Annotated in this window: 18 protein-coding genes and 2 pseudogenes; 12 read left to right on the forward strand and 8 right to left on the reverse strand. The window is 67.3% G+C overall.

The window, feature by feature from the left end:
* Positions 1-64 precede the first annotated feature (64 nt).
* Both BLU62_RS28050 and BLU62_RS28055 read right to left on the reverse strand, forming a co-directional pair.
* Positions 65-958: an alpha/beta fold hydrolase gene (locus BLU62_RS28050; RefSeq protein WP_005198098.1), complete on the reverse strand. Its 894-nt coding sequence runs from the start codon at positions 956-958 to the stop codon at positions 65-67.
* Between the two features lie 22 nt (positions 959-980).
* Positions 981-2,156 (reverse strand): metallophosphoesterase, encoded by a 1,176-nt coding sequence (locus tag BLU62_RS28055; protein WP_074853721.1) that lies wholly within the window; start codon positions 2,154-2,156, stop codon positions 981-983.
* A gap of 117 nt (positions 2,157-2,273) precedes the next feature.
* On the opposite strand from BLU62_RS28055, the gene BLU62_RS28060 reads away from it, so the two are divergent.
* Complete coding sequence (locus BLU62_RS28060; RefSeq protein WP_074853723.1) at positions 2,274-3,116, forward strand: sulfurtransferase; 843 nt, start codon at positions 2,274-2,276, stop codon at positions 3,114-3,116.
* Positions 3,117-3,140: 24 nt separating this feature from the next.
* On the opposite strand, the gene BLU62_RS28065 is transcribed toward BLU62_RS28060, so the two are convergent.
* The 3 genes and pseudogenes from BLU62_RS28065 to BLU62_RS28075 form a co-directional block, all read right to left on the reverse strand.
* Positions 3,141-4,106: a spirocyclase AveC family protein gene (locus BLU62_RS28065; protein WP_244278423.1), complete on the reverse strand. Its 966-nt coding sequence runs from the start codon at positions 4,104-4,106 to the stop codon at positions 3,141-3,143.
* A gap of 130 nt (positions 4,107-4,236) precedes the next feature.
* Positions 4,237-4,440, reverse strand: coding sequence for a ferredoxin (locus BLU62_RS28070; protein ID WP_074853725.1), 204 nt, complete (start codon positions 4,438-4,440; stop codon positions 4,237-4,239).
* Positions 4,422-5,591, reverse strand: a pseudogene (locus BLU62_RS28075) (aldehyde dehydrogenase family protein). Before BLU62_RS28075 ends, BLU62_RS28070 begins: the two are co-directional and overlap by 19 nt.
* A gap of 166 nt (positions 5,592-5,757) precedes the next feature.
* Here BLU62_RS28075 and BLU62_RS28080 point away from each other — a divergent pair.
* The 4 genes from BLU62_RS28080 to BLU62_RS28095 all read left to right on the forward strand — a co-directional run bounded on the left by BLU62_RS28080 (position 5,758) and on the right by BLU62_RS28095 (position 8,986).
* On the forward strand, positions 5,758-6,555 hold the full coding sequence (locus BLU62_RS28080) for a FadR/GntR family transcriptional regulator (protein ID WP_074853727.1): 798 nt from the start codon (positions 5,758-5,760) through the stop codon (positions 6,553-6,555).
* A gap of 111 nt (positions 6,556-6,666) precedes the next feature.
* Positions 6,667-6,873, forward strand: coding sequence for a hypothetical protein (locus BLU62_RS34115; RefSeq protein WP_074853729.1), 207 nt, complete (start codon positions 6,667-6,669; stop codon positions 6,871-6,873).
* Between the two features lie 30 nt (positions 6,874-6,903).
* Positions 6,904-8,427: an MFS transporter gene (locus BLU62_RS28090; RefSeq protein ID WP_074853731.1), complete on the forward strand. Its 1,524-nt coding sequence runs from the start codon at positions 6,904-6,906 to the stop codon at positions 8,425-8,427.
* Positions 8,414-8,986, forward strand: coding sequence for a TetR/AcrR family transcriptional regulator (locus BLU62_RS28095; RefSeq protein WP_074853732.1), 573 nt, complete (start codon positions 8,414-8,416; stop codon positions 8,984-8,986). The genes BLU62_RS28090 and BLU62_RS28095 overlap by 14 nt, the downstream gene beginning before the upstream one ends.
* Positions 8,987-9,008: 22 nt before the next feature.
* Here BLU62_RS28095 and BLU62_RS28100 read toward each other — a convergent pair whose 3' ends face one another.
* Positions 9,009-9,326 carry a hypothetical protein gene (locus BLU62_RS28100; protein ID WP_074853734.1) on the reverse strand — a complete coding sequence of 106 codons (318 nt, stop codon included), beginning with the start codon at positions 9,324-9,326 and terminating at the stop codon, positions 9,009-9,011.
* Positions 9,327-9,467: 141 nt separating this feature from the next.
* Positions 9,468-9,730: pseudogene (locus BLU62_RS28105) on the reverse strand (HNH endonuclease); the annotation flags it as partial.
* A gap of 263 nt (positions 9,731-9,993) precedes the next feature.
* Between BLU62_RS28105 and BLU62_RS28110 the strand changes: the two are divergent.
* Positions 9,994-11,067 (forward strand): ADP-ribosylglycohydrolase family protein, encoded by a 1,074-nt coding sequence (locus BLU62_RS28110; RefSeq protein ID WP_074854293.1) that lies wholly within the window; start codon positions 9,994-9,996, stop codon positions 11,065-11,067.
* A 56-nt stretch (positions 11,068-11,123) separates the two neighbouring features.
* Here the strand turns inward: BLU62_RS28110 and BLU62_RS28115 are convergent, their stop codons facing one another.
* Entirely contained in the window at positions 11,124-11,831 is a 708-nt protein-coding gene (locus BLU62_RS28115) for a type 1 glutamine amidotransferase (RefSeq protein ID WP_074853735.1), read from the reverse strand.
* Positions 11,832-12,115: 284 nt separating this feature from the next.
* On the opposite strand from BLU62_RS28115, the gene BLU62_RS28120 reads away from it, so the two are divergent.
* The 6 genes from BLU62_RS28120 to BLU62_RS28140 all read left to right on the forward strand — a co-directional run bounded on the left by BLU62_RS28120 (position 12,116) and on the right by BLU62_RS28140 (position 17,901).
* A complete protein-coding gene (locus BLU62_RS28120) occupies positions 12,116-13,081 on the forward strand; it encodes an MFS transporter (RefSeq protein ID WP_244278424.1) in 966 nt (321 codons plus the stop codon).
* On the forward strand, positions 13,081-13,413 hold the full coding sequence (locus tag BLU62_RS34120; RefSeq protein WP_244278425.1) for a hypothetical protein: 333 nt from the start codon (positions 13,081-13,083) through the stop codon (positions 13,411-13,413). The genes BLU62_RS28120 and BLU62_RS34120 overlap by 1 nt, the downstream gene beginning before the upstream one ends.
* A gap of 79 nt (positions 13,414-13,492) precedes the next feature.
* A complete protein-coding gene (locus tag BLU62_RS28125; protein ID WP_074853737.1) occupies positions 13,493-14,278 on the forward strand; it encodes an MFS transporter in 786 nt (261 codons plus the stop codon).
* A gap of 48 nt (positions 14,279-14,326) precedes the next feature.
* Positions 14,327-15,361 (forward strand): LacI family DNA-binding transcriptional regulator, encoded by a 1,035-nt coding sequence (locus tag BLU62_RS28130; RefSeq protein WP_074853739.1) that lies wholly within the window; start codon positions 14,327-14,329, stop codon positions 15,359-15,361.
* Positions 15,362-15,579: 218 nt separating this feature from the next.
* A complete protein-coding gene (gene rutA, locus BLU62_RS28135) occupies positions 15,580-16,662 on the forward strand; it encodes a pyrimidine utilization protein A (protein ID WP_074853741.1) in 1,083 nt (360 codons plus the stop codon).
* A gap of 255 nt (positions 16,663-16,917) precedes the next feature.
* A complete protein-coding gene (locus tag BLU62_RS28140) occupies positions 16,918-17,901 on the forward strand; it encodes a carbon-nitrogen hydrolase family protein (RefSeq protein ID WP_074854294.1) in 984 nt (327 codons plus the stop codon).
* Positions 17,902-17,939 lie beyond the last annotated feature (38 nt).

The raw sequence follows: 17,939 nt of genomic DNA on the forward strand, positions 1-17,939 counted from the left end.
ACACACGACCTGCCCCGCCGGCCTTACGCGTCGGCGGGGCACGTCGCGTTCAAGGGTGGCGAGCTCACGCCAGGTTGCGGTCCTCGCCGTCGATCAACACCGAAAGCATTGCGTCCCAATGTCGCAACGGCAGCAGGTGGCCTTCACCGGGGAAGACTGTGAGATCAGCGTCGGGTAGGTGGCGCGCCAGCCACTCGCCGTTGGACAGGGTCGTCATCGCGTCGTCGGCGCCGTACCAGAGGTGAACGGGCGCAGAGACGTCGGCGACCCGAAAATCCCACGGGCCGACGAAGGCGACGTTGTCCCAAGCGATGGCGTCGGGCCCTCGATGCAGCGCTTCGGAAAACGACTCGAAGAGCATCCGCCGTACCGACAGATCCTCGATGACCGCGGCGTCGCTTGTACCCCACATCCAGTCGATCCAGGGCGCGGCGGGGTCGTTCCTAACCGACATCATCGCGGCGAGCATGTCCCGGTTGCCCTCGAGGAAGGTCTCGGCCGCCCGTCCGGGGTCTGCCGGCAGATGCGCGAGGGCTCGGCGGTCGTTGTCGGTCAGGAGCTCTCGAGCCCCGGGTACGTCGAGCGCGGGTCCGGGGCCACCGGACACACCGACGCCGGTCACGCGGTCGGGCATCAGCGCTGCTGCGGCAAGCGCGAAGGGCCCGCCACCCGACCACCCGAAGACGGCAAAGCGGTCGAGTCCGAGGCGGTCGGCCAGGGCCTCGACGTCGCGTGCCACTGGCGTGAGGCCGATTGGTGCGGGGTCCGACGCGCCGTATCCGGGGCGGTCGAAACTCACCACCCGGACGCCGTGTCGCTGGGCGATCTGATCGCCGAAAGCGGCCTCGAGACGGGAGCCCGGAGTCCCGTGGAAGTGTACGACGACAGGTCCGGTGGCCTCGCCGACGTCCCGCGCCGAGATCGATCGTCCCTCGATGTCCATCGTGAACTCCGTCATCGTGCGGAGCCTACGTGGAACGTCACGGTTCTGTACGTACCGTGAACATCGTGATCTCTGGCGGCGCGAGAACCCTCACGGGCGGACCCCACGCACCGGCGCCGCGCGTCGTGTACAGGACGGTGTTCCCGACCCGGTCGAGACCGGTCACCGACGGCTGTTGCAGCGGAACGAGATACCGGATCGGCCACATCTGCCCGCCATGGGTGTGGCCCGAGAACTGGAGATCGACGCCCAGCTCGGAGGCCTCGACGGCCTGTTTGGGCTGATGTGCCAGCAGGAGGACGAAGTCGTCGGGTGGCGAGCCCGCCAGGGCGGAGGGAAGATCCGGCTCGTAGGGTTCGGGTGCCGTGGCGTCGTGGATGCCGGCGAGCTGGATGGTGGCGCCGTCTACCGTCAGCGGGATCCGCGAGTTCCGCAGGGTCCGTACGTCGTAGAACTCCCAGGCGTCGAGCCAGCGGCCGCCGTCGTCGGAGTAGTACTCGTGATTACCGCTGACGCCGAACATCCCGAGGGGTGCGCGGAGATCGGTGAGCGGTTCCAGGGTGTCGCGGACGTAGGGGATCTTGCCGTCGGTGAGGTCTCCGACGAGGAGCACCAGATCCGGGTTCTGCGCGTTGACCTCGTCGACGATGCGCCGGGTGAACGAGGCGTCGCGCGCGGGCCCGAGGTGGAGGTCGGAGACCACGGCGATACGGAGTCCGTCGAACTGTGCGGGCAGGTTGTCGAACGCCGCGCTGACCTCGATCACCTGCGGACGGGAGGCCTCGAACACGCCGTAACCGGTGACTCCGAGCGCCACGACGACCACGGCGGCAGTTGCGATCCGCAGACGACGCAGTCGGCGTTCGGCCGCGTCGATTGTCTCGTCGGTCCCGGTCCGGCGGCGTCGAATCCGCCGAATCATGTTCGCGCCGAACGAGATCAGCCCGACGATAGCTAGCCCGAGGAACAGGTAGAAGACCGCGCCGATCCAGATCAGGCCGACGGTGCCGATCGGTCGCGCCCACGACGGGTCCAGCGACCGGCCGCTGGCGAACCCTACGACCGCCAAGGCCCACATGACCGTGAGCGCGACATCGGCGACGCCCGACCACGGGCGGGGGAGGTCGGTTGCGCGGACGATCCGGCGGTGCAGCCAGAACGTGATCAGACCGAAGAAGACCGCCGGAACCAGCACGGCCAGGAACAGCGCCACGAAAGGCCCCCTGTGAATCGCGGAGATTGTCCCGCAGGTGCCGGACCGCCCCATTCTCGCATCGCTGCCGACAGGCCTTCGCCGGGGTGTGGAGCGAGCGTCGATAGGCTGACCGACATGAGCGATGTACTGATCAACCCGCTCGACCTGGCCGAGATGTTGCTCGGGACGCCGCCCGTGGTGCTCGACGTGCGCTGGCAGCTCGGCGACTTCGACGGTCGCGAGGCCTACCGGGAAGGCCACATCCCCGGCGCGGTGTACGCCGACCTCGACTCCGAGCTCGCCGCGCCCCCGTCCGGGGCCGTCGGCGGTCGGCATCCGATCCCCTCGATCGAGGACCTCCAGGCCGCCGCGCGGAGCTGGGGGATCACCGACGGCGTCCCGGTCGTGGTCTACGACGACTCGGGCAACCTGGCCGCGGCCCGTGCATGGTGGTTGCTGCGCTGGGCGGGCATCGCCGACGTACGCCTGCTCGACGGCGGTCTCGCCGCCTGGCAAGCCGAGGGCCTGCGCACGACGACCGGTGACGGTGGGCGCCCGCGTGCCGGAACGGTCACGCTGACCGGCGGGAACCTCCCGGTCGCCACGATCGACGACGTCGCGGCCGGCACCGCGACCCTGCTCGACGCGCGCGCCGGCGAGCGGTACCGCGGTGACGTCGAACCGGTCGATCCCCGCGCCGGGCACATCCCGGGCGCTCGCAGCGCACCGACCGTGGACAACGTCGACGAGACCGGCCGGTTCCGGTCCGCGGACGACCTGCGCCGACGCTTCACCGATCTCGGCATCATCCCCGGGGACGGTCGCGAGGTGATCGTCTACTGCGGTTCCGGCATCAACGCGGCGCACGAGATCGCGGCACTCGCGATCGTCGGTGTCGGCGCGACGCTGTTCCCCGGCTCGTTCTCGCAGTGGTCATCGGACCCGGACCGGCCGGTGACGCTGGGCAACCAGCCCTGACCCGACCTGGCGGTGTCGTGTCGGCTACTTCAGGTGCGGGCAGGGCGGGTTCTCGGCGAGACCGCACATGTTCTGGTGCAGGTAGCTCGGCACGTCGGTCGGCGCGACGTCGGCGTGCATGTTCACCAGGTTGAAGCCGAGGAAGAACACCGCGAGGATCACGTTCATCACCGCCGAGAACGCCAGGATGCGCACGACCGCCACGCCGCGGGTGATCTTGAGCCGCTCGATACCGGCGTCGGTGATCAGCTGGTCGCCGTTGCGGCGGAAGAGGTAGAAGCACATCGAGGCCACCATCACGACGGAGCCGAAGAAGACGCCCTCATACAGCGGGAACTGGTTGAGGGTGCCGGTGAAGATCGACCAGGTGTCGTTGACCCGCAGGTACGACCACAGTCCTTGGCGCTGCAGGAACTGCTCGGAGGCGGTGTCGAGGATGAGGAAGATCAGCAACAGGGCCACGATGATGCCGGCCTTGTTGAGCCGCGGCCATCGCGCCCGGGCAGACTTCACCAGCTTGTCGATGCCGACGACGGCCAGCGGGAGAAACAGCATGTAGTCGGCGAGCTCGTACAGGATCGGTGCCGGGGTCTCGGGGCCCTTGGCCACCCACCCCGGTACGAACTCACCCCAGGTGCCCATGTTGAGGAACGCCGAGTTGTACGAGAACACCGGCACCACGGCGTTGACGCCCACGTCCTGCCAGCAGGTGAGCAGCCAGCCCATCATGAAGACGCCCAGGGTGGGGAACTTCCCGTCCTTGCGGGTGCGATGCACCAGCCAGATGATCGACGCGATCACGCCGACGATGCAGATGACCTCCGACGCCCGGATGATGACCAGGGTGTGAGTCGGCACCTCGTCGGGGCCGGTCGGGATCGGGGAGAACGAGTCGGAGAAGATCCAGCGGATGTAGACGTAGGCCTGAATGGCGACGAACACCGCTCCCAGGCGGGCGAGCCAGACGATCGGCGGCGACTCCCTGGCCACGGTGACCGTCCCGGTGTCATCCGGTGAGGTCTGCCCGATCGACCCCGAATCGGGTTTCTCCCCAAGTGAACTCGACCCAAATGAACTTGACATTGGAACTCTCAGTCCTCCCGACGACCGGTTACCGGTCTCATTCGATTCTGATCGCGCTCTGCGGACAGTTGGCGATCGCCTCTTTGGCGGCGGCCTCCCGGTCGATCCCGATGTCTTCGATGAGCGGAAAGCTCACCCCGTCGTCGTCGAGATCGAAGAGGTCGGGCGCGACGGCGATGCAGCGACCGTGACCGCCGCACTTGTCCTGATCGACGACGAGCCTCATCGGGCCGCCGCCCACTGGATCGTCTTGTGCTGCAGGTACTCGGACAGGCCGTGCGCGCCGAACTCGCGTCCTATGCCGCTCTGCTTGTACCCGCCGAACGGTCCGTCGGGCATCAATCCGCCGCCGCCTCCGTTGACGACGACCATCCCGGTGCGGAGCTTTCGCGCAATGCCATGTGCGCGTACGGGGTCGGCCGACCAGACGCCACCGGAGAGTCCGTACGGACTGTCGTTGGCGATCTGGACGGCCTCGGCATCGTCGGTGAAGGGGATGATCACACCGACGGGGCCGAAGATCTCGCTCTGGGCGATCTTCATGCGATTGTCCACGCCCACGAAGATCGGTGTCCTCGAGGAGGATGTCCGCCGATTTGCCGCCGAGTTCGAGGACCACCTTCTTCAGCGACTGTGCGCCCTGCCCATACACTTTCGTGCCGACCGTGTCGCTGCCGGTGAAGCTGATGATGTCTACGCCGGGGTGGGTGGTCAGCGCCTCGCCGGCCTCGACGTCGCCGGTGATGATGTTCAGCACGCCCGGCGGCAGGCCCGCGGCGTCGGCGATCTCGCCGACCACGAGGGCCTCGAACGGGAGGTAAGGCGGGCACTTGAGTACCACCGTGCACCCGGCCGCCAGTGCCGGCGCGACCTTGCAGACGTTGGGGAAAGCGGGAAGTTGAAGGGTGTGATCAGGGCGGCGACACCGAACGGCTCGCGGACCACCACGCCCTGACCGATGCCGTTGCCGATGACCGGCGGGAGCGCGGTCTCGAACTCGAAGGCGGGCAGAATCCGGTCGACGAGGTCGAAGAAGTGATCGATCGGGGTGCCGACCTGTAGGAACTCCGCCAGCGGTCGGGTCGATCCGGCCTCGGCGATGGAGAGGTCGACCAGTTCGGCGCGCCGGTCGGCGAACCCTTCGGCCATCCGCCGCAACACCGCGGCACGCTCGCGCACCGACATCTGCGGCCACGGTCCCTCGTCGAAGGCGCTGCGTGCGGCGCTCACCGCGTCCTCGACATCGGCGACGGTCGCCTGCGGCACGGTGCCGATCACCGCCTCGGTCGCGGGATTGATCACGGTGATCGTCTCGTCGCCCCGGCCGTCGACCCACTTGCCGTTGATGAAGAGCTGACCGGTACGTGTGCTCTGACCTGATACATCCGACATGATGCCGGTACCTCCCTCGTGCCGACCGTTGAGCTATATGAGTTATATGATTGAACCGTATATGGGTGTGTGTCCCACTCGGGTCGTTTCGCGAAAACGGTGTCGGGGGTTGGCCTGGTGCTACGCTTGGTCGGCTCGCTGCCTGGGCATTCGGAAGGTGTAGGAATTGACCAGCAACTTGTTCGACGAGAACGGCCTGTCCCAGCGAATTCAGGTGCCGAAGACCGCGGAGCTGATCGCACAGCAACTTCGTGGACAGATCGTGCGCGGCATTCTGAAGCCCGGTGACACTCTTCCGCCGGAAACCGTGTTGGGTAAGCGATTCGACGTCTCGAGGCCCACGCTTCGGGAGGCGTTCCGCATCCTGGAGAACGAGTCGCTCATCGTCGTTCGGCGCGGTTCGCGGGGTGGGGTACAGGTGGTCTCGCCCGACGTGTCCGTCGCCGCCAGGCACATCGGGCTCCTGCTGCAGATCCAGCACACGACCCTGGCCGACCTATACGAGGCTCGCATGATCATCGAGCCCGCCGCGGTGCGGATGCTGGCAACGCGGCGTTCGGCCGAGGATGTCAAGGAGCTCGTCGCGGTGATCGACGAGTTGGCCGAACTGGTCGACGCGGGGGCGGAGTCCGCCGATCTGGACCAGTGGTCGCGGACGGCGTTCCGTTTCCACGACTTGATCCTGGAGCGTGCGGGCAATCAGGCGATCGGGCTCATCGGCCAGGTTCTCGCCGACGTCGTCGCCACCCATATGTCGCGCGTCGTATCCCGGTCGACGGACACCGTCGAGGTGGCAGCCCAGTTCAGGAAGTCGATTCGGGCATTCCGCAAGCTCATCACGTTGATCGAGGCCCGCGATGCCAATGCGGCGGAGGCGCACTGGCGTCGACATATGAAGACAGCTGCCAAGAAGATGCTGTGGGGGCGGTTCGCGACGGAGTCCGTGGTCGACCTTTTCAACTGATCGTTGATTCCAAAACGGTGAACTGATTTCACTCAATCATCTACGATGGGCGGTGTGCGGCTCGATGCTGCACACGAATGTCCTCGACCTCACGTGGATTGGCGGGAAATCATGGGTGTCGGCCTTCTCCTGGACATGGTGGAATCCGGGCTCGGTGATCGCGTCGCGCTCGGTGACCGTGCCTCGGGCCTCACCCACGCCGAGGTGGTCGCCACCGCGCGGGGCGGTGCGACGAGGTCGATGGCCGGTGGCTGGCGAGCAAGGTGGATCTGCCGAAGCGGTGTGACACTCGCTGCACCACTCGACCGAGCGTTGTAACAACTCGATCGAGCGGTTATTGTCGTTCGGGTGATCGCCGACATCTCCGAACCCACCGCTCGCGCCGGCCGCCGTGAGTGGTCCGCCCTGGCTGTGCTGGTCCTCGTCGTGACCCTGCTCGCCGTGGACGGCACCGTCCTGTATCTCGCAGTGCCGTCCCTGACCGCGGACATCGAACCCAGCGGGACCGAGCTCCTGTGGATCGGCGACATCTATTCGTTCGTCCTGGCGGGTCTTCTCATCACGATGGGCAATGTCGCCGATCGGATCGGGCGCAAACGCCTTCTGCTCATCGGCGCTGCGGCGTTCGGCTTCGCGTCGGCGATCGCGGCCTTCGCGCCGAACGCCGAAACCCTGATCGCCGCCCGGGCGCTCCTCGGCATCGCCGGGGCGACGCTGATGCCCTCGACGTTGTCGATCGTTCGCGCGATGTTCGCCGACGCGAGACAACGCACGACGGCGATCGCGATCTGGTCGACGGGCGCCATGGCCGGCGCAGCGGTCGGCCCGCTCGTCGGAGGTGTGCTGTTGGAGAGCTTCTGGTGGGGATCGGTGTTCCTGATCAACCTGCCCATCATGGCGCTGGTTCTGATCGCCGGGCCGATCCTGATTCCCGAGTCCCGCGGCGACGCCTCCACCACGATCGACCTGTGGTCCTCGCTGTTGTCGATCCTCGCGATCGTGCCGCTGGTGTACGCGGTCAAGCACTGGGTCGGGAGCGGCTGGGATGCGACGATCCCGGCCTTCGCGGCAATCGGTCTGGTCGCCGGCTGGATCTTCGTCCGGCGTCAGCTTCGGCTGACCCATCCGCTGCTCGACGTCAAACTGTTCCGCGTGCCGGCCTTCGCCGGTTCGGTCGCCGCCAACGCCCTGGCCATCTTCGCTTTCGTCGGCCTGCTGTACTTCTTCTCCCAGTATCTGCAGCTCGTTCGGGAGTACGGGCCGCTGCGGGCCGGGATGGCGGAGTTGCCCACCACCTTGGCGTCGATGGTCGTCATCGTCTTCGTGGGTGCGCTGGGCCGCCGGCTGGGAGCCGGACGCGCGATCGGGGTGGGTCTGGCGTTGGGGGCGGCCGGGCTGGTCGGTATCGGCCTGACCACCTTCCAGTCCTACTGGGGTCTGGGTCCCGCTCTCGTGGTGATCGGATTGGGTATCGGCGTGGCGATGACGCTGTCGACCGACGCGGTGGTCTCGGCGGTGCCGAAGGAACGTGCCGGCGCCGCCTCGGCGATTGCCGAGACCGCGTACGAGCTCGGAGTCGCGCTGGGTATTGCCGTTCTCGGATCGATTCATCTCGCGATGTATCGATCGCACCTCGACCTGCCGTCCGGGACCGACCCGTCCGATGCCGCCGCCGCCGAGGCCTCGCTGGCCGGCACCGTCCAGAACGTCACCGATCCGGTGGTCGTCGAGGTGGCCCAGAACGCCTTCGCCACCGCCGTGCAGACCACCTCGTACATCGCGGCCGCGATCCTGGCGGTCTCGGCTATCGTGGCGTGGCGCGTGATCCCGTCTCCGCGAGGTGTCATGGTGGACAGTCATGGAGCGCACTGAGCCGACGGCGACGCGGGACAAGGAACGCACTCGGCAGGCAATCCTGGAGGCAGCCGAGCGGACGTTCTCCGAACGGGGGTCCAAGGCCAGTCTGACCGATGTCGCCAAGGCGGCAGGGGTGACGCAGAGCGGTCTGCGGCATCACTTTCCGAGTCGCGACGCGCTCCTCTGCGGCGTCATCGAACACAGCATGGAGCGTTTCTGGGCCGAGATCCACGCACACGTGGATCTGTCGGAGAATCGGCCGGGAAAACTCCTCCGCGGCTACATCCGGGCCCTGACCGGGGACAGCGACGTCTTCGCCAAGGTCCTCGACCCGTCTGGACTCAGCGCAACGCTGGGGCACCCGACCGGAGCGGACGAACTCTATGTCCGTGACGCCGAGCGCTGGAGTGCCGCGATGGAGGCGGACGGATTGCCCAGGGCGCGTGCGCTGGTCATCGCGCACGCCGCGGAAGGGCTGGCGATGTCCCGGTCGAGTCCCTTCCTCACCGAAGGTGATCTGCAGTTGGCGCGGGCGGAGTTGCTGGCGATGACCGAACAACCCATGTCTCCGTGACGGCTGTTGTGATCGGTGTGCGTCAGCGTCGGGAGATCGGCGGGCCCCCGGCTGGTCGTAGGGCCCAGGACGGCACCCAGTGCGTCACCTTCTCCTGCCGGTCCTTCGCGGTGATCGTGTAGGTCACCTTGCCGTACCAGGCACCCCATTCGTCGCGACCCCATTCGGTGAGTACGCCCAGGTGGACGGAGCGGATCTGCAGGCCTTCCGGGTTGTACTCGCCGGTGAAGTGGGGTGCTGTCGGGTACAGGGCGCCCAGGTCGATGAGCACCGCCTTGTGGCCGACCCGCACGAACGCCGGCCGGTGTGGTTGGCCGTTGTCCCCGCCAATCCACTTCATGCCCACGGAGGAATTATCGCACGTATGTTCGAGTCGCGGCAGTGGGGTGGGTGGCCGTCTCGTCGGCGGAGCGCCGGGTCCCGCTCACCCATTCCGTTCCCGCTCACGTTGCAACGGTGAGTGGGAACGGAACTGGTGCGCGGTGGTGCGGGTGGCGGCTGCGGGCGGGAATCCCATCTCGATCAGCAGTTTCTTGGTGGTCGACCCGGCTTTCTCCGCAACGCCCAGCGAGTCGAGAGTCGCTGCGTGGGTGGCGATCTGGTGGTCGGCGACGTTGCCGATCAGCCGCCAGGACTTCAACTGTGCGTACGTCGTGCGGCCGGTGTGGGGTCGTCGGAGGGCGGGGTGATCTCGACGAGTTGGTCGAGGAGTGCGTCGAGTGACGTGGTGTCGGTGTCGATCATGACGGCAGCCGTCCCTCTCATGGAGGTGATGCGGTTGGTTGGGGCCGTCGTCGACTACTGCTGCGTCATCGATTTCTGTGTCTTCAGTTCTACCCCGGGGGTCTGACAAACCTGCGGGCCGGCTCCGCCGACCGATCTGACCGGCGAAGGGGTCACACTCAACTTCACGACGAGACGTAGGCCTCAATCGAACCTCCGGCCTGCGAACGTCGCCGACCCGTGTGAACATGGTTGGAAGATTCTGGAAAGCGCAGGTGACGCCGATGAAAGAACGTTTTGTTGGTTGCATCGTGGGGGGTGCGGTCGGTGACGCACTCGGGGGATCGGTCGAGTTCATGTCGCGATCGGCGATCATCGAGCGGTTCGGCCCGACGGGCATCACCTCCTACGCGCCGGCCTACGGCGGCTCCGGCACCATCACCGACGACACCCAGATGACCCTCTTCACGGCCGAGGGACTGCTGCGCGCGTGGCTGCGGGATTGCGACGGCGGAATCTCGTGTTTCGCGGCGGCAACTGCGCGCGCCTACCTCCGATGGTTCATCACGCAGGGCGAACATCCCCGGCACGGTGTGCTGCCGATGGGGGAGCGCACCAGCTGGCTGACGGGACAGCGAGAACTCCACAGCCAGCGCGCTCCGGGAAACACCTGCCTGAGTGCCCTGCGTTCCACGACGCGGCCGGGCTCACCGGCGGCCAATGACAGCAAGGGCTGCGGCGGGGTCATGCGCGCTGCGCCGGTCGGGTTGTTCGCCGCGCGCGCCGAGTGGTCGGCGATGGGAACCTTCGATCTCGGAACCGCGATCGCCGCGTTGACCCACGGCCACCCGTCGGGGTCGCTGACCGGCGGTGTCGTCGCGCTGATGGTTCGTGAGCTCGTCGAAGGCGCCACGCTCGACGAGGCGCTGAGCGCGGCGAAGGCCATTCTGCACACCAAGCCGCAGCACGAGGAAATCTTGACCGCCGTCGAACTCGCCGAACGACTCGCCGGCGAAGACGTCGCGCCGGAAGAAGCGATCTGCCGACTCGGCGAGGGTTGGGTGGCCGAGGAAGCGCTCGCGATCTCGATCTACTGTGCACTCGTCGCAGGCGACTTCGAGCAGGGCGTCGTGCTCGCGGTGAACCACGATGGTGATTCGGACTCGACCGGAGCGATCACCGGCAACCTGCTCGGCGCGCGTGACGGTGCCGGCGTCATCCCCGAACGCTGGCTCGAGCAGCTCGAACTACGCGACGTCATCACCGAGGTGGCGACCGACCTGTACGAGTTCACCGACTGGGAGCTCGACGCCCCGGGCGTCGCCGACAAGTACGTGGGACTTCAGCCGACGGGCTGATTCGAGAGTCTGAGGCCGCCGGGCCTTCGTGGCTCGTCGCCAACGCTCCTCGCATCTCAGGCAGCAGTGATGCCGATCCCGGCGTGCTCGAGGAATCGTTCGACGAGTCGGTCGCAGCGGGCCGCGGCCTCGGCTGCGGCAGAATCGATCTCGACGGCGAGGGCCCGGGTGTCGACCCTGCCGTCGTCGCTGCCCGACCGGACGCTCGTGAATCCCTTGCGCCACCCGGTGAAACAGTCCGGCGTGATCTCCGGATGGAACTGCACGCCCAGATGCGGTCCGGAGACGTAGGCTTGGACGCCCGCGTCGTTGACCGCGATCACCTCGGCGACGTCGGACACCGTGATGGTGTCGTGGTGGAACTCCATCCACGGGCCCGCCTCGACCAGATCGGGCCGGGTGGTTCTGACAGTGACGAAGCCGTGCTCGGGACGCGTGCTCGGTGCCACCGCACCGCCGAGGGCACACGCGAGGATCTGGGCGCCGAAGCAGACACCGAAGATCGGGACCTGCTGGGCGATCGTGTCGGACAGGTACCGCAGCTCGGATTCGACCCACGGCAACGAGGTGTCGAAGGCCGAGTCCGGGGACCCGGTGACACAGGCGGCGTCGAATCCGTTTGCGTCGGGGAGAGATCCGTATTCGACGTCACGGATGACGACGTCGAATCCGCGGCCGGTGAAGGCGGGGAGCAACGAACCGAGTACCGCTTCGCGCCACTCCGGCCGCACGCCGTGAACCAGTGCGAGAACGCTGCCGCTCACTCGAACTCCTCTCGATCCTGTGGGGCCAGCCAGATTAGTCGTTCGCGTGGCTCACAAGTCGATCGGGGCAACCGGGATCGACAGTGACATCCGGCGTGGTTCGCGAGGCGATCGGCATCCGGGCAGGTCAGCGTGTCGACGTTCGATGACCGAGGTGCGCAATACGCGCGCCACGGTCAGGTTGCCGATCGGTTACAGCTCTCGGATTGAGTACTCCTGCACGGTGATGCCGCGGTGCCGTCCGGCGCCTCCACGGCCACCGGTGGCATGAGGAGGCAGGACACATGACAGTGAAGGTCGCGGCGGGCACAGGAGGCGCCGGAACCCGTTTGCTCGCAGGGGCATCGGGTGTGGGCTTCATCCTCGCGATCTGCGGGTCCAACGCGATGACGCCGCTGCTGCCCGGATACATGGATCGCCATGGATTCGGGCCGGCCGCGGCGGCGGTACTGTTCGCGACCTACTTCGTCGCCCTCATCGTCATCCTGCTGATCTCCGCCCGCGGCCCGCTCATCCGTCACACGCGCAAGGTGCTGCCCATCGCGTTCAGCACGGCGATCGTCGGCGACCTCGTGGAGATCGTCGGCGCCTGGTATCCACTCGTACTGTTCCCCGGGCGTCTGATGACCGGTGCGTCGGTCGCCCTGAGTACCGGTGCGGCGGCGGCGATGATGGTGGCCGCGAAAGGCGAGAAGGGCCGCGCGTTCATGGCGACCGGGTCCCTCATCGGTGCCGGTACCGGTCTCATCGCCGCGATCCTCATCGCGGTGTACCTGCCCTGGCAGCTGGTGACCGTCTACGCGATCCACGCGGTCGTGATGACGATCTGCCTCGGTTTCCTGTTCGCCGGACTCCGGGCGGCTCCGGATCTCCTCGCGCTGGGCAGAGATCCGGTGCCCACCGTCGGACAGGAGATCGCGGACGTGCCCTCGGCCCACACCGGTGATCTCGACGTGGTGGTCGAGGAGTCCCGATCCCGTGATCCCGGCGCGTTCCTCGTCGGCGGTCTCGCATGGGCCATCGGCGCGCTCGCGGTGGGTGCCATGCCGAATGCGATTCTCGCGACGGGCATCAGCGACTCGTTGCTCGTCGCGCAGTGCGTGGGCGGCGCATGCTTGATCGTCTCGATGCTCGCGAACTTCGCCGGCGTGGGGCTCCGCGTGATCACCTCACTGCCGTCCGTGGCGATCCTGCTGGCGGTCGGCTGGTCGATCGCCATCGCCGGTCTCGCGGGGGCCTTCTCGAGGTGATGCTGCTGGGGACCGTCATCGGCGGCATCGGCCAGGCCGGCGGGTACCGGGTCGCGTTGGCGTACATCACCGTCGGGCTCACGCCCATCCAGCAGGGACGCGTGGCGGCCACGTTCTCGGCCTTCGCCTACAGCGGGGCGGGGGTGATGGTGGTTCTCGACGGCATCGCCGGACAGCTGGCCGGAACCATCGGCGGGGCCGTGGTGATAGGTGTGGTCTACGCGGTCATGTCGGCGATCGCGATCGCGTTGGTGCTCCGTCGTGCGCGGTCGACGGCCATGCCGGCAGTGGCCCGTCCCGCGGATCGCGAGACGGCGGACACGACCTCCTGACCGTCGTCGACCGTCGGTGACATCGCAGGTCAGGCGGTTTTCTCCGGTCCGTGTCGAGCGTGTGCCTACGGTGGGAGTCATGGCACCCGTCGCACGCGTCTCCGGTCCGATCACCTGGCTCGCCGTGATTCTCGCAGTGGCGCAGGTGGTGGCGCCGGTTGTGCCGTTCTCCGGGATCGGTGCATCGCCCAATGAGTCGACGACCGATCTGCTGATCACGCCGGCCGGGTGGACGTTCTCCATCTGGAGCCTGATCTACCTGCTGTCGCTCGTCTTCGCGCTCGCCGTGGTGTGGAAGGGATCGACGGGAACCGCCGACCAGCGGCGTCTTCTCATCGATCTCGAGATCGCCTTCGCCGGCGCGGCCATCTGGATTCTGGTGTCCGCCGCGGAATGGACATGGGTCACCCCGATCGTGCTGACCGTCATGACGGTGGTGTTGCTCGACGCCGCACGGATCGCGGCGCGTCCCGCCGACGACGCGGCGCCGGGGTGGCTGCGGGTGCTCGCCCGCATCCTGGTCGGCGTCTACGCAGCATGGGCGACGGCCGCGGTCTTCCAGAACTGGGCGGCCGCCATCGGCGCCGACCTCGCCGACCCGCAGTCCCTCGGCTGGCAGCTCACGATCCTGATCCTGTGCGCCCTGTTCGGCCTCGCGGTGACCGCCGCGGTCGGGTCCGTGCTGGTCGCCTATCCATTGACGCTGATCTGGGCGTTCCTCGGCATCCTGGCCACAGCGCAGGGCGAGACGACTGCCGTCGTGGGCGTCTCCATCGCGACGATCGTGGCGCTGGTGGTCACGACGGGCGTCCTGTTCGTGCTGCGGCGTCGAGGCGGGGCGCGTGACGCGGTCGGAGTGTCCTAAGGCGTTCTGCCGCGGGCCACATCGTCGTCGGCTCCTAGAATCTCCCTCGTGCGCAACAAACCCGTCACGGGGTACGACGTCGCCCGCCGGGCCGGGGTGTCACAGTCGACGGTGTCGCGTGCGTTGCGCGACGACCCGCGGGTGATCAAGGAGACCCGCGACCAGATCCAGGCTCTGGCCAAGGAGATGGGGTACGTCCCGCACGTCACCGCGCGGAGTCTCATCACGCGTCGGTCGTCGACGATCGGGGTGGTGACCGGTGACCTGCGGAACCCGTCTTTTCCGGTTCTCGCCAACACACTTCAGGACCGGTTCGCCCGCGACGACTATCGCGTGTTGCTGCTGAGTGACCGCGAGGGCTCGACGGACACCCTGGACAAGGACCTCGAGGCGCTGCGCGGGGGACTCGTCGACGGCGTCGTCTACATCTCGGCCCGTCTCGATTCGCCGGTGGTGTCGCAGATGCTGGACTGGCGGATGCCGCTGGTCATCCTCAGCCGCGACGTCGACGGTGCGCAGGCGGGACGCGTCGACCGCGTCACCTCCGACAACATCGGTGGCGGCCGGCTCGTCGCGCAGCACCTCGTGGAGCTGGGGCATCGTCGTGTCGGACTGATCTCCGGGCCGGTCGACAACCCGAGCATCAAACTCCGCGAGACCGGGTTCCGGGATGAACTGGCAAGGCTCGGAGTAGGTCTCGAGGAGGAGCTGGTGTACCGCGGCGACGTCGACGCCAAGACCGGCCTCGACGGCGGCTTGCGGTTGCTCGGCCGTGCCGATCGGCCCACGGCGCTGTTCTGCGCCACCGACTACGTCGCATTCGGAACGCTCGACGCGGCCAAACGGCTGGGACTTTCTGTGCCCGAAAATGTTTCGGTCGTGGGCTACAACGATCTCGACCTGGCGGGCTGGTCGATCTTCGACCTCGCCACCGTCCGTCAGCCACTCGAGGACATGGCACTCGCCGCAGCCGAGTTGCTGCTGGCGCGCATCGACGGCGCTGCGGGCGGCCCCGTGCACCGCCAGTTCGGCGTCGAATGGGTCCGGCGCGGCAGCGTCGGCCCGCGCGCCGAGCAGGTGTGAACGACGTCTCCGAGCCCGGCAACACTTCCGTAACCGTCGGATCATCGACACGCAAAAACCCCTGCATACATTCGAATGCATCCAGTTCGGGGCGACCCGGCCGACACGGCCGGAGGGCGGCATCGAGGCCACCACTGGACCGCAATCCATCGGCGGAGACCAGGCGCGGCATCGCGGCGCGCGCGGGGTTTCACACGACAACGCAGCGTAGGAGTGACATGGAAATCGGCGTCTTCATCCCCATCGGCAACAACGGCTGGCTCATCTCCAAGAGCGCGCCCCAGTACATGCCGTCGTTCGAGCTGAACAAGACCATCGTGCAGAAGGCCGAGGAGCACGGCCTCGACTTCGCCCTGTCGATGATCAAGCTCCGCGGGTTCGGTGGTGACACCGAGTTCTGGGACCACAACCTCGAATCCTTCACGCTCATGGCGGGTCTCGCGGCGGTCACCGACAGGATCAAACTGTTCGCCTCGACCGCGATCCTCACCCTGCCGCCGGCAATCGTCGCGCGGATGACGAGCACCATCGACTCGATCGCCCCGGGACGGTTCGGTGTGAACATCGTGACCGGTTGGGCGCCCGGCGAATACACGCAGATGGGGCTGTGGCCGGGCGAGGAGTACTTCGGCTACCGGTACGAGCAGGCCGGAGAGTACGTGAAGGTCCTGCGTGAGCTGTGGGCCGACGGCTCCAGCGATTTCAAGGGCAAGCATTACACGATGGACGACTGCGTCCTGTCCCCGCCGCCGGCAGCCAAGACGGCACCGATCGTCGCAGCGGGACAGTCGAACACCGGCATGAAGTTCGCCGCGGAGAACGCCGACTTCAACTTCGTCCTCGGTTCGGGGGTGAACACACCTCTGGCCGTGCAGGAGTCGACCGCGACCCTCGTCGCCGCCGCCAGGGAAACGGGCCGTGAGGTCGGGGCCATGGTCCTGTTCATGATCATCGCCGACGAGACCGATGAAGCGGCACAGGCGAAGTGGCAGGATTATCACGACAACGCCGACCTCGCCGCGCTCGGCTACATGGCCGACGAGTCGGCCGCCGACGCGACCGCCGACGACAGCTCGACCGCCAAGACGATCTCGCTGCCCGAGGGCGCGGTGAACTTCAACATGGGCACCCTCGTCGGTTCGTACGAGACCATCGCGAAGATGCTCGACCAGGTCGCCGAGCTCGAAGGGGTGAAGGGCATCATGCTGACCTTCGACGACTTCGTGCAGGGGGTGGACACGTTCGGAACGAAGATCCAGCCGTTGATGAGGTGCCGCCAGGAGGACGTCGTCGCGGCGTGAGACGACACCTGGTGGGCGGGCCGGATGGTCTGCTCACCAGGTGGTTTCGATACGGCTCGTCGCAAGCTCCTCGCCTACTCAACCGGCGGGGAAGCAGCTCGCCGCAAGCTCGGCCATGGTGGCCGAGTAGGCCCGAGGCGCCGGCCGAGGGGCGTATCGAGGTCAACCGGCGGGGAAGCGGCTCGTCGCAAGCTCGGCCCTGCCGGCCGAGGGGCGTATCGAGGTCGACCAGGCGGGGATTCGAGAAGGGTGAAGATGGTGCAGGCGTTGGATATTGCTGTCGTGCAGATCGGTGAGCTCACCGAGGATGTCGACCACAATCTGGATCGACTCGTCGATGCGGTCGAGGCCGCGACGGAAGGGGATGTGCCCGACCTCGTCGTCTTGCCCGAGCTGATCACCGCGCCGTACTTCTGCACCAGCCACGACACCGACCGGACGGGATGGACGCAGACCATCCCCGGGGCGGCGACCGCACGGTTCGCCACCATCTCACGAAAGCGCGGATGTGCCATCGCATTCGGTACCTACGAGCGGACGACGGACGGAACGTTCCACAACTCGGTCGTCATCGTCGACGGGTCGGGGGAGATCGTCGAGTGGCGAACCCCGCATGGTGGCCTGATGCCCGCGTATCGGAAGCTGTCGCTGCCGGCGAGCAAGGTCAGCGGTATCGACATCGACGAGAAGTACCACTTCGCTCCGGGGCCGGCGCCTGCCACCGCCGATCTGCTCGGCACCCGCTTCGGGTGCGTCATCTGCTACGACCGGACCTTCCCCGAGTACTGGGCGGTCGCCCGCGCGCTCGGCGCCGAGGTGATGCTGGCCGTCGTCTCGTCGCTCGGCTCCCGCGAGGACCTCTTCCTCGCCGAATTGCAGACGCGTGCACTGGAATCCCAGACCTGGGTCATCGCGGCCAACCGGGCCGGGCCCGAGACGCTCAACGGGGTCACCGTCGACTACTTCGGGTTGTCCTGCGTCATCGCCCCCAATGGCGAGATCGTCGCGCTGGCGCCTGCACATCGATCGGGCGAGACACTGCGATTCACCATAGACCTGGACCGGGTCACCGAGGCGCGACGCGCGCTGCCGCTGCGACGCGATCGCCGTGCCGATGTGATATCGCTGCTGGACGATCTGACCTCCGGTGTTCTACAACCACTTCCGGTTGATCGACGGTCGGGCCGCGACGACGACGCGCTTCCGACGACCGTCACCCCGATCGGGACGCGAGGGTGACCGCAACCCACTGCCCGGAACTCGGCACCCAGGTGCGG

Source organism: Gordonia westfalica, assembly GCF_900105725.1.
GTDB classification, from domain to species: Bacteria; Actinomycetota; Actinomycetes; order Mycobacteriales; family Mycobacteriaceae; genus Gordonia; species Gordonia westfalica.

Coding starts and splice junctions, on each gene's coding strand:
- BLU62_RS28050 (WP_005198098.1), bottom strand. CDS start 958: ATGACGGAGTTCACGATGGACATCGAGGGACGATCGATCTCGGCGCGG.
- BLU62_RS28060 (WP_074853723.1), top strand. CDS start 2,274: ATGAGCGATGTACTGATCAACCCGCTCGACCTGGCCGAGATGTTGCTC.
- BLU62_RS34115 (WP_074853729.1), top strand. CDS start 6,667: ATGGGTGTCGGCCTTCTCCTGGACATGGTGGAATCCGGGCTCGGTGAT.
- BLU62_RS28095 (WP_074853732.1), top strand. CDS start 8,414: ATGGAGCGCACTGAGCCGACGGCGACGCGGGACAAGGAACGCACTCGG.
- BLU62_RS28100 (WP_074853734.1), bottom strand. CDS start 9,326: ATGAAGTGGATTGGCGGGGACAACGGCCAACCACACCGGCCGGCGTTC.
- BLU62_RS28110 (WP_074854293.1), top strand. CDS start 9,994: ATGAAAGAACGTTTTGTTGGTTGCATCGTGGGGGGTGCGGTCGGTGAC.
- BLU62_RS28120 (WP_244278424.1), top strand. CDS start 12,116: ATGACAGTGAAGGTCGCGGCGGGCACAGGAGGCGCCGGAACCCGTTTG.
- BLU62_RS34120 (WP_244278425.1), top strand. CDS start 13,081: ATGCTGCTGGGGACCGTCATCGGCGGCATCGGCCAGGCCGGCGGGTAC.
- BLU62_RS28125 (WP_074853737.1), top strand. CDS start 13,493: ATGGCACCCGTCGCACGCGTCTCCGGTCCGATCACCTGGCTCGCCGTG.
- rutA (WP_074853741.1), top strand. CDS start 15,580: ATGGAAATCGGCGTCTTCATCCCCATCGGCAACAACGGCTGGCTCATC.
- BLU62_RS28140 (WP_074854294.1), top strand. CDS start 16,918: ATGGTGCAGGCGTTGGATATTGCTGTCGTGCAGATCGGTGAGCTCACC.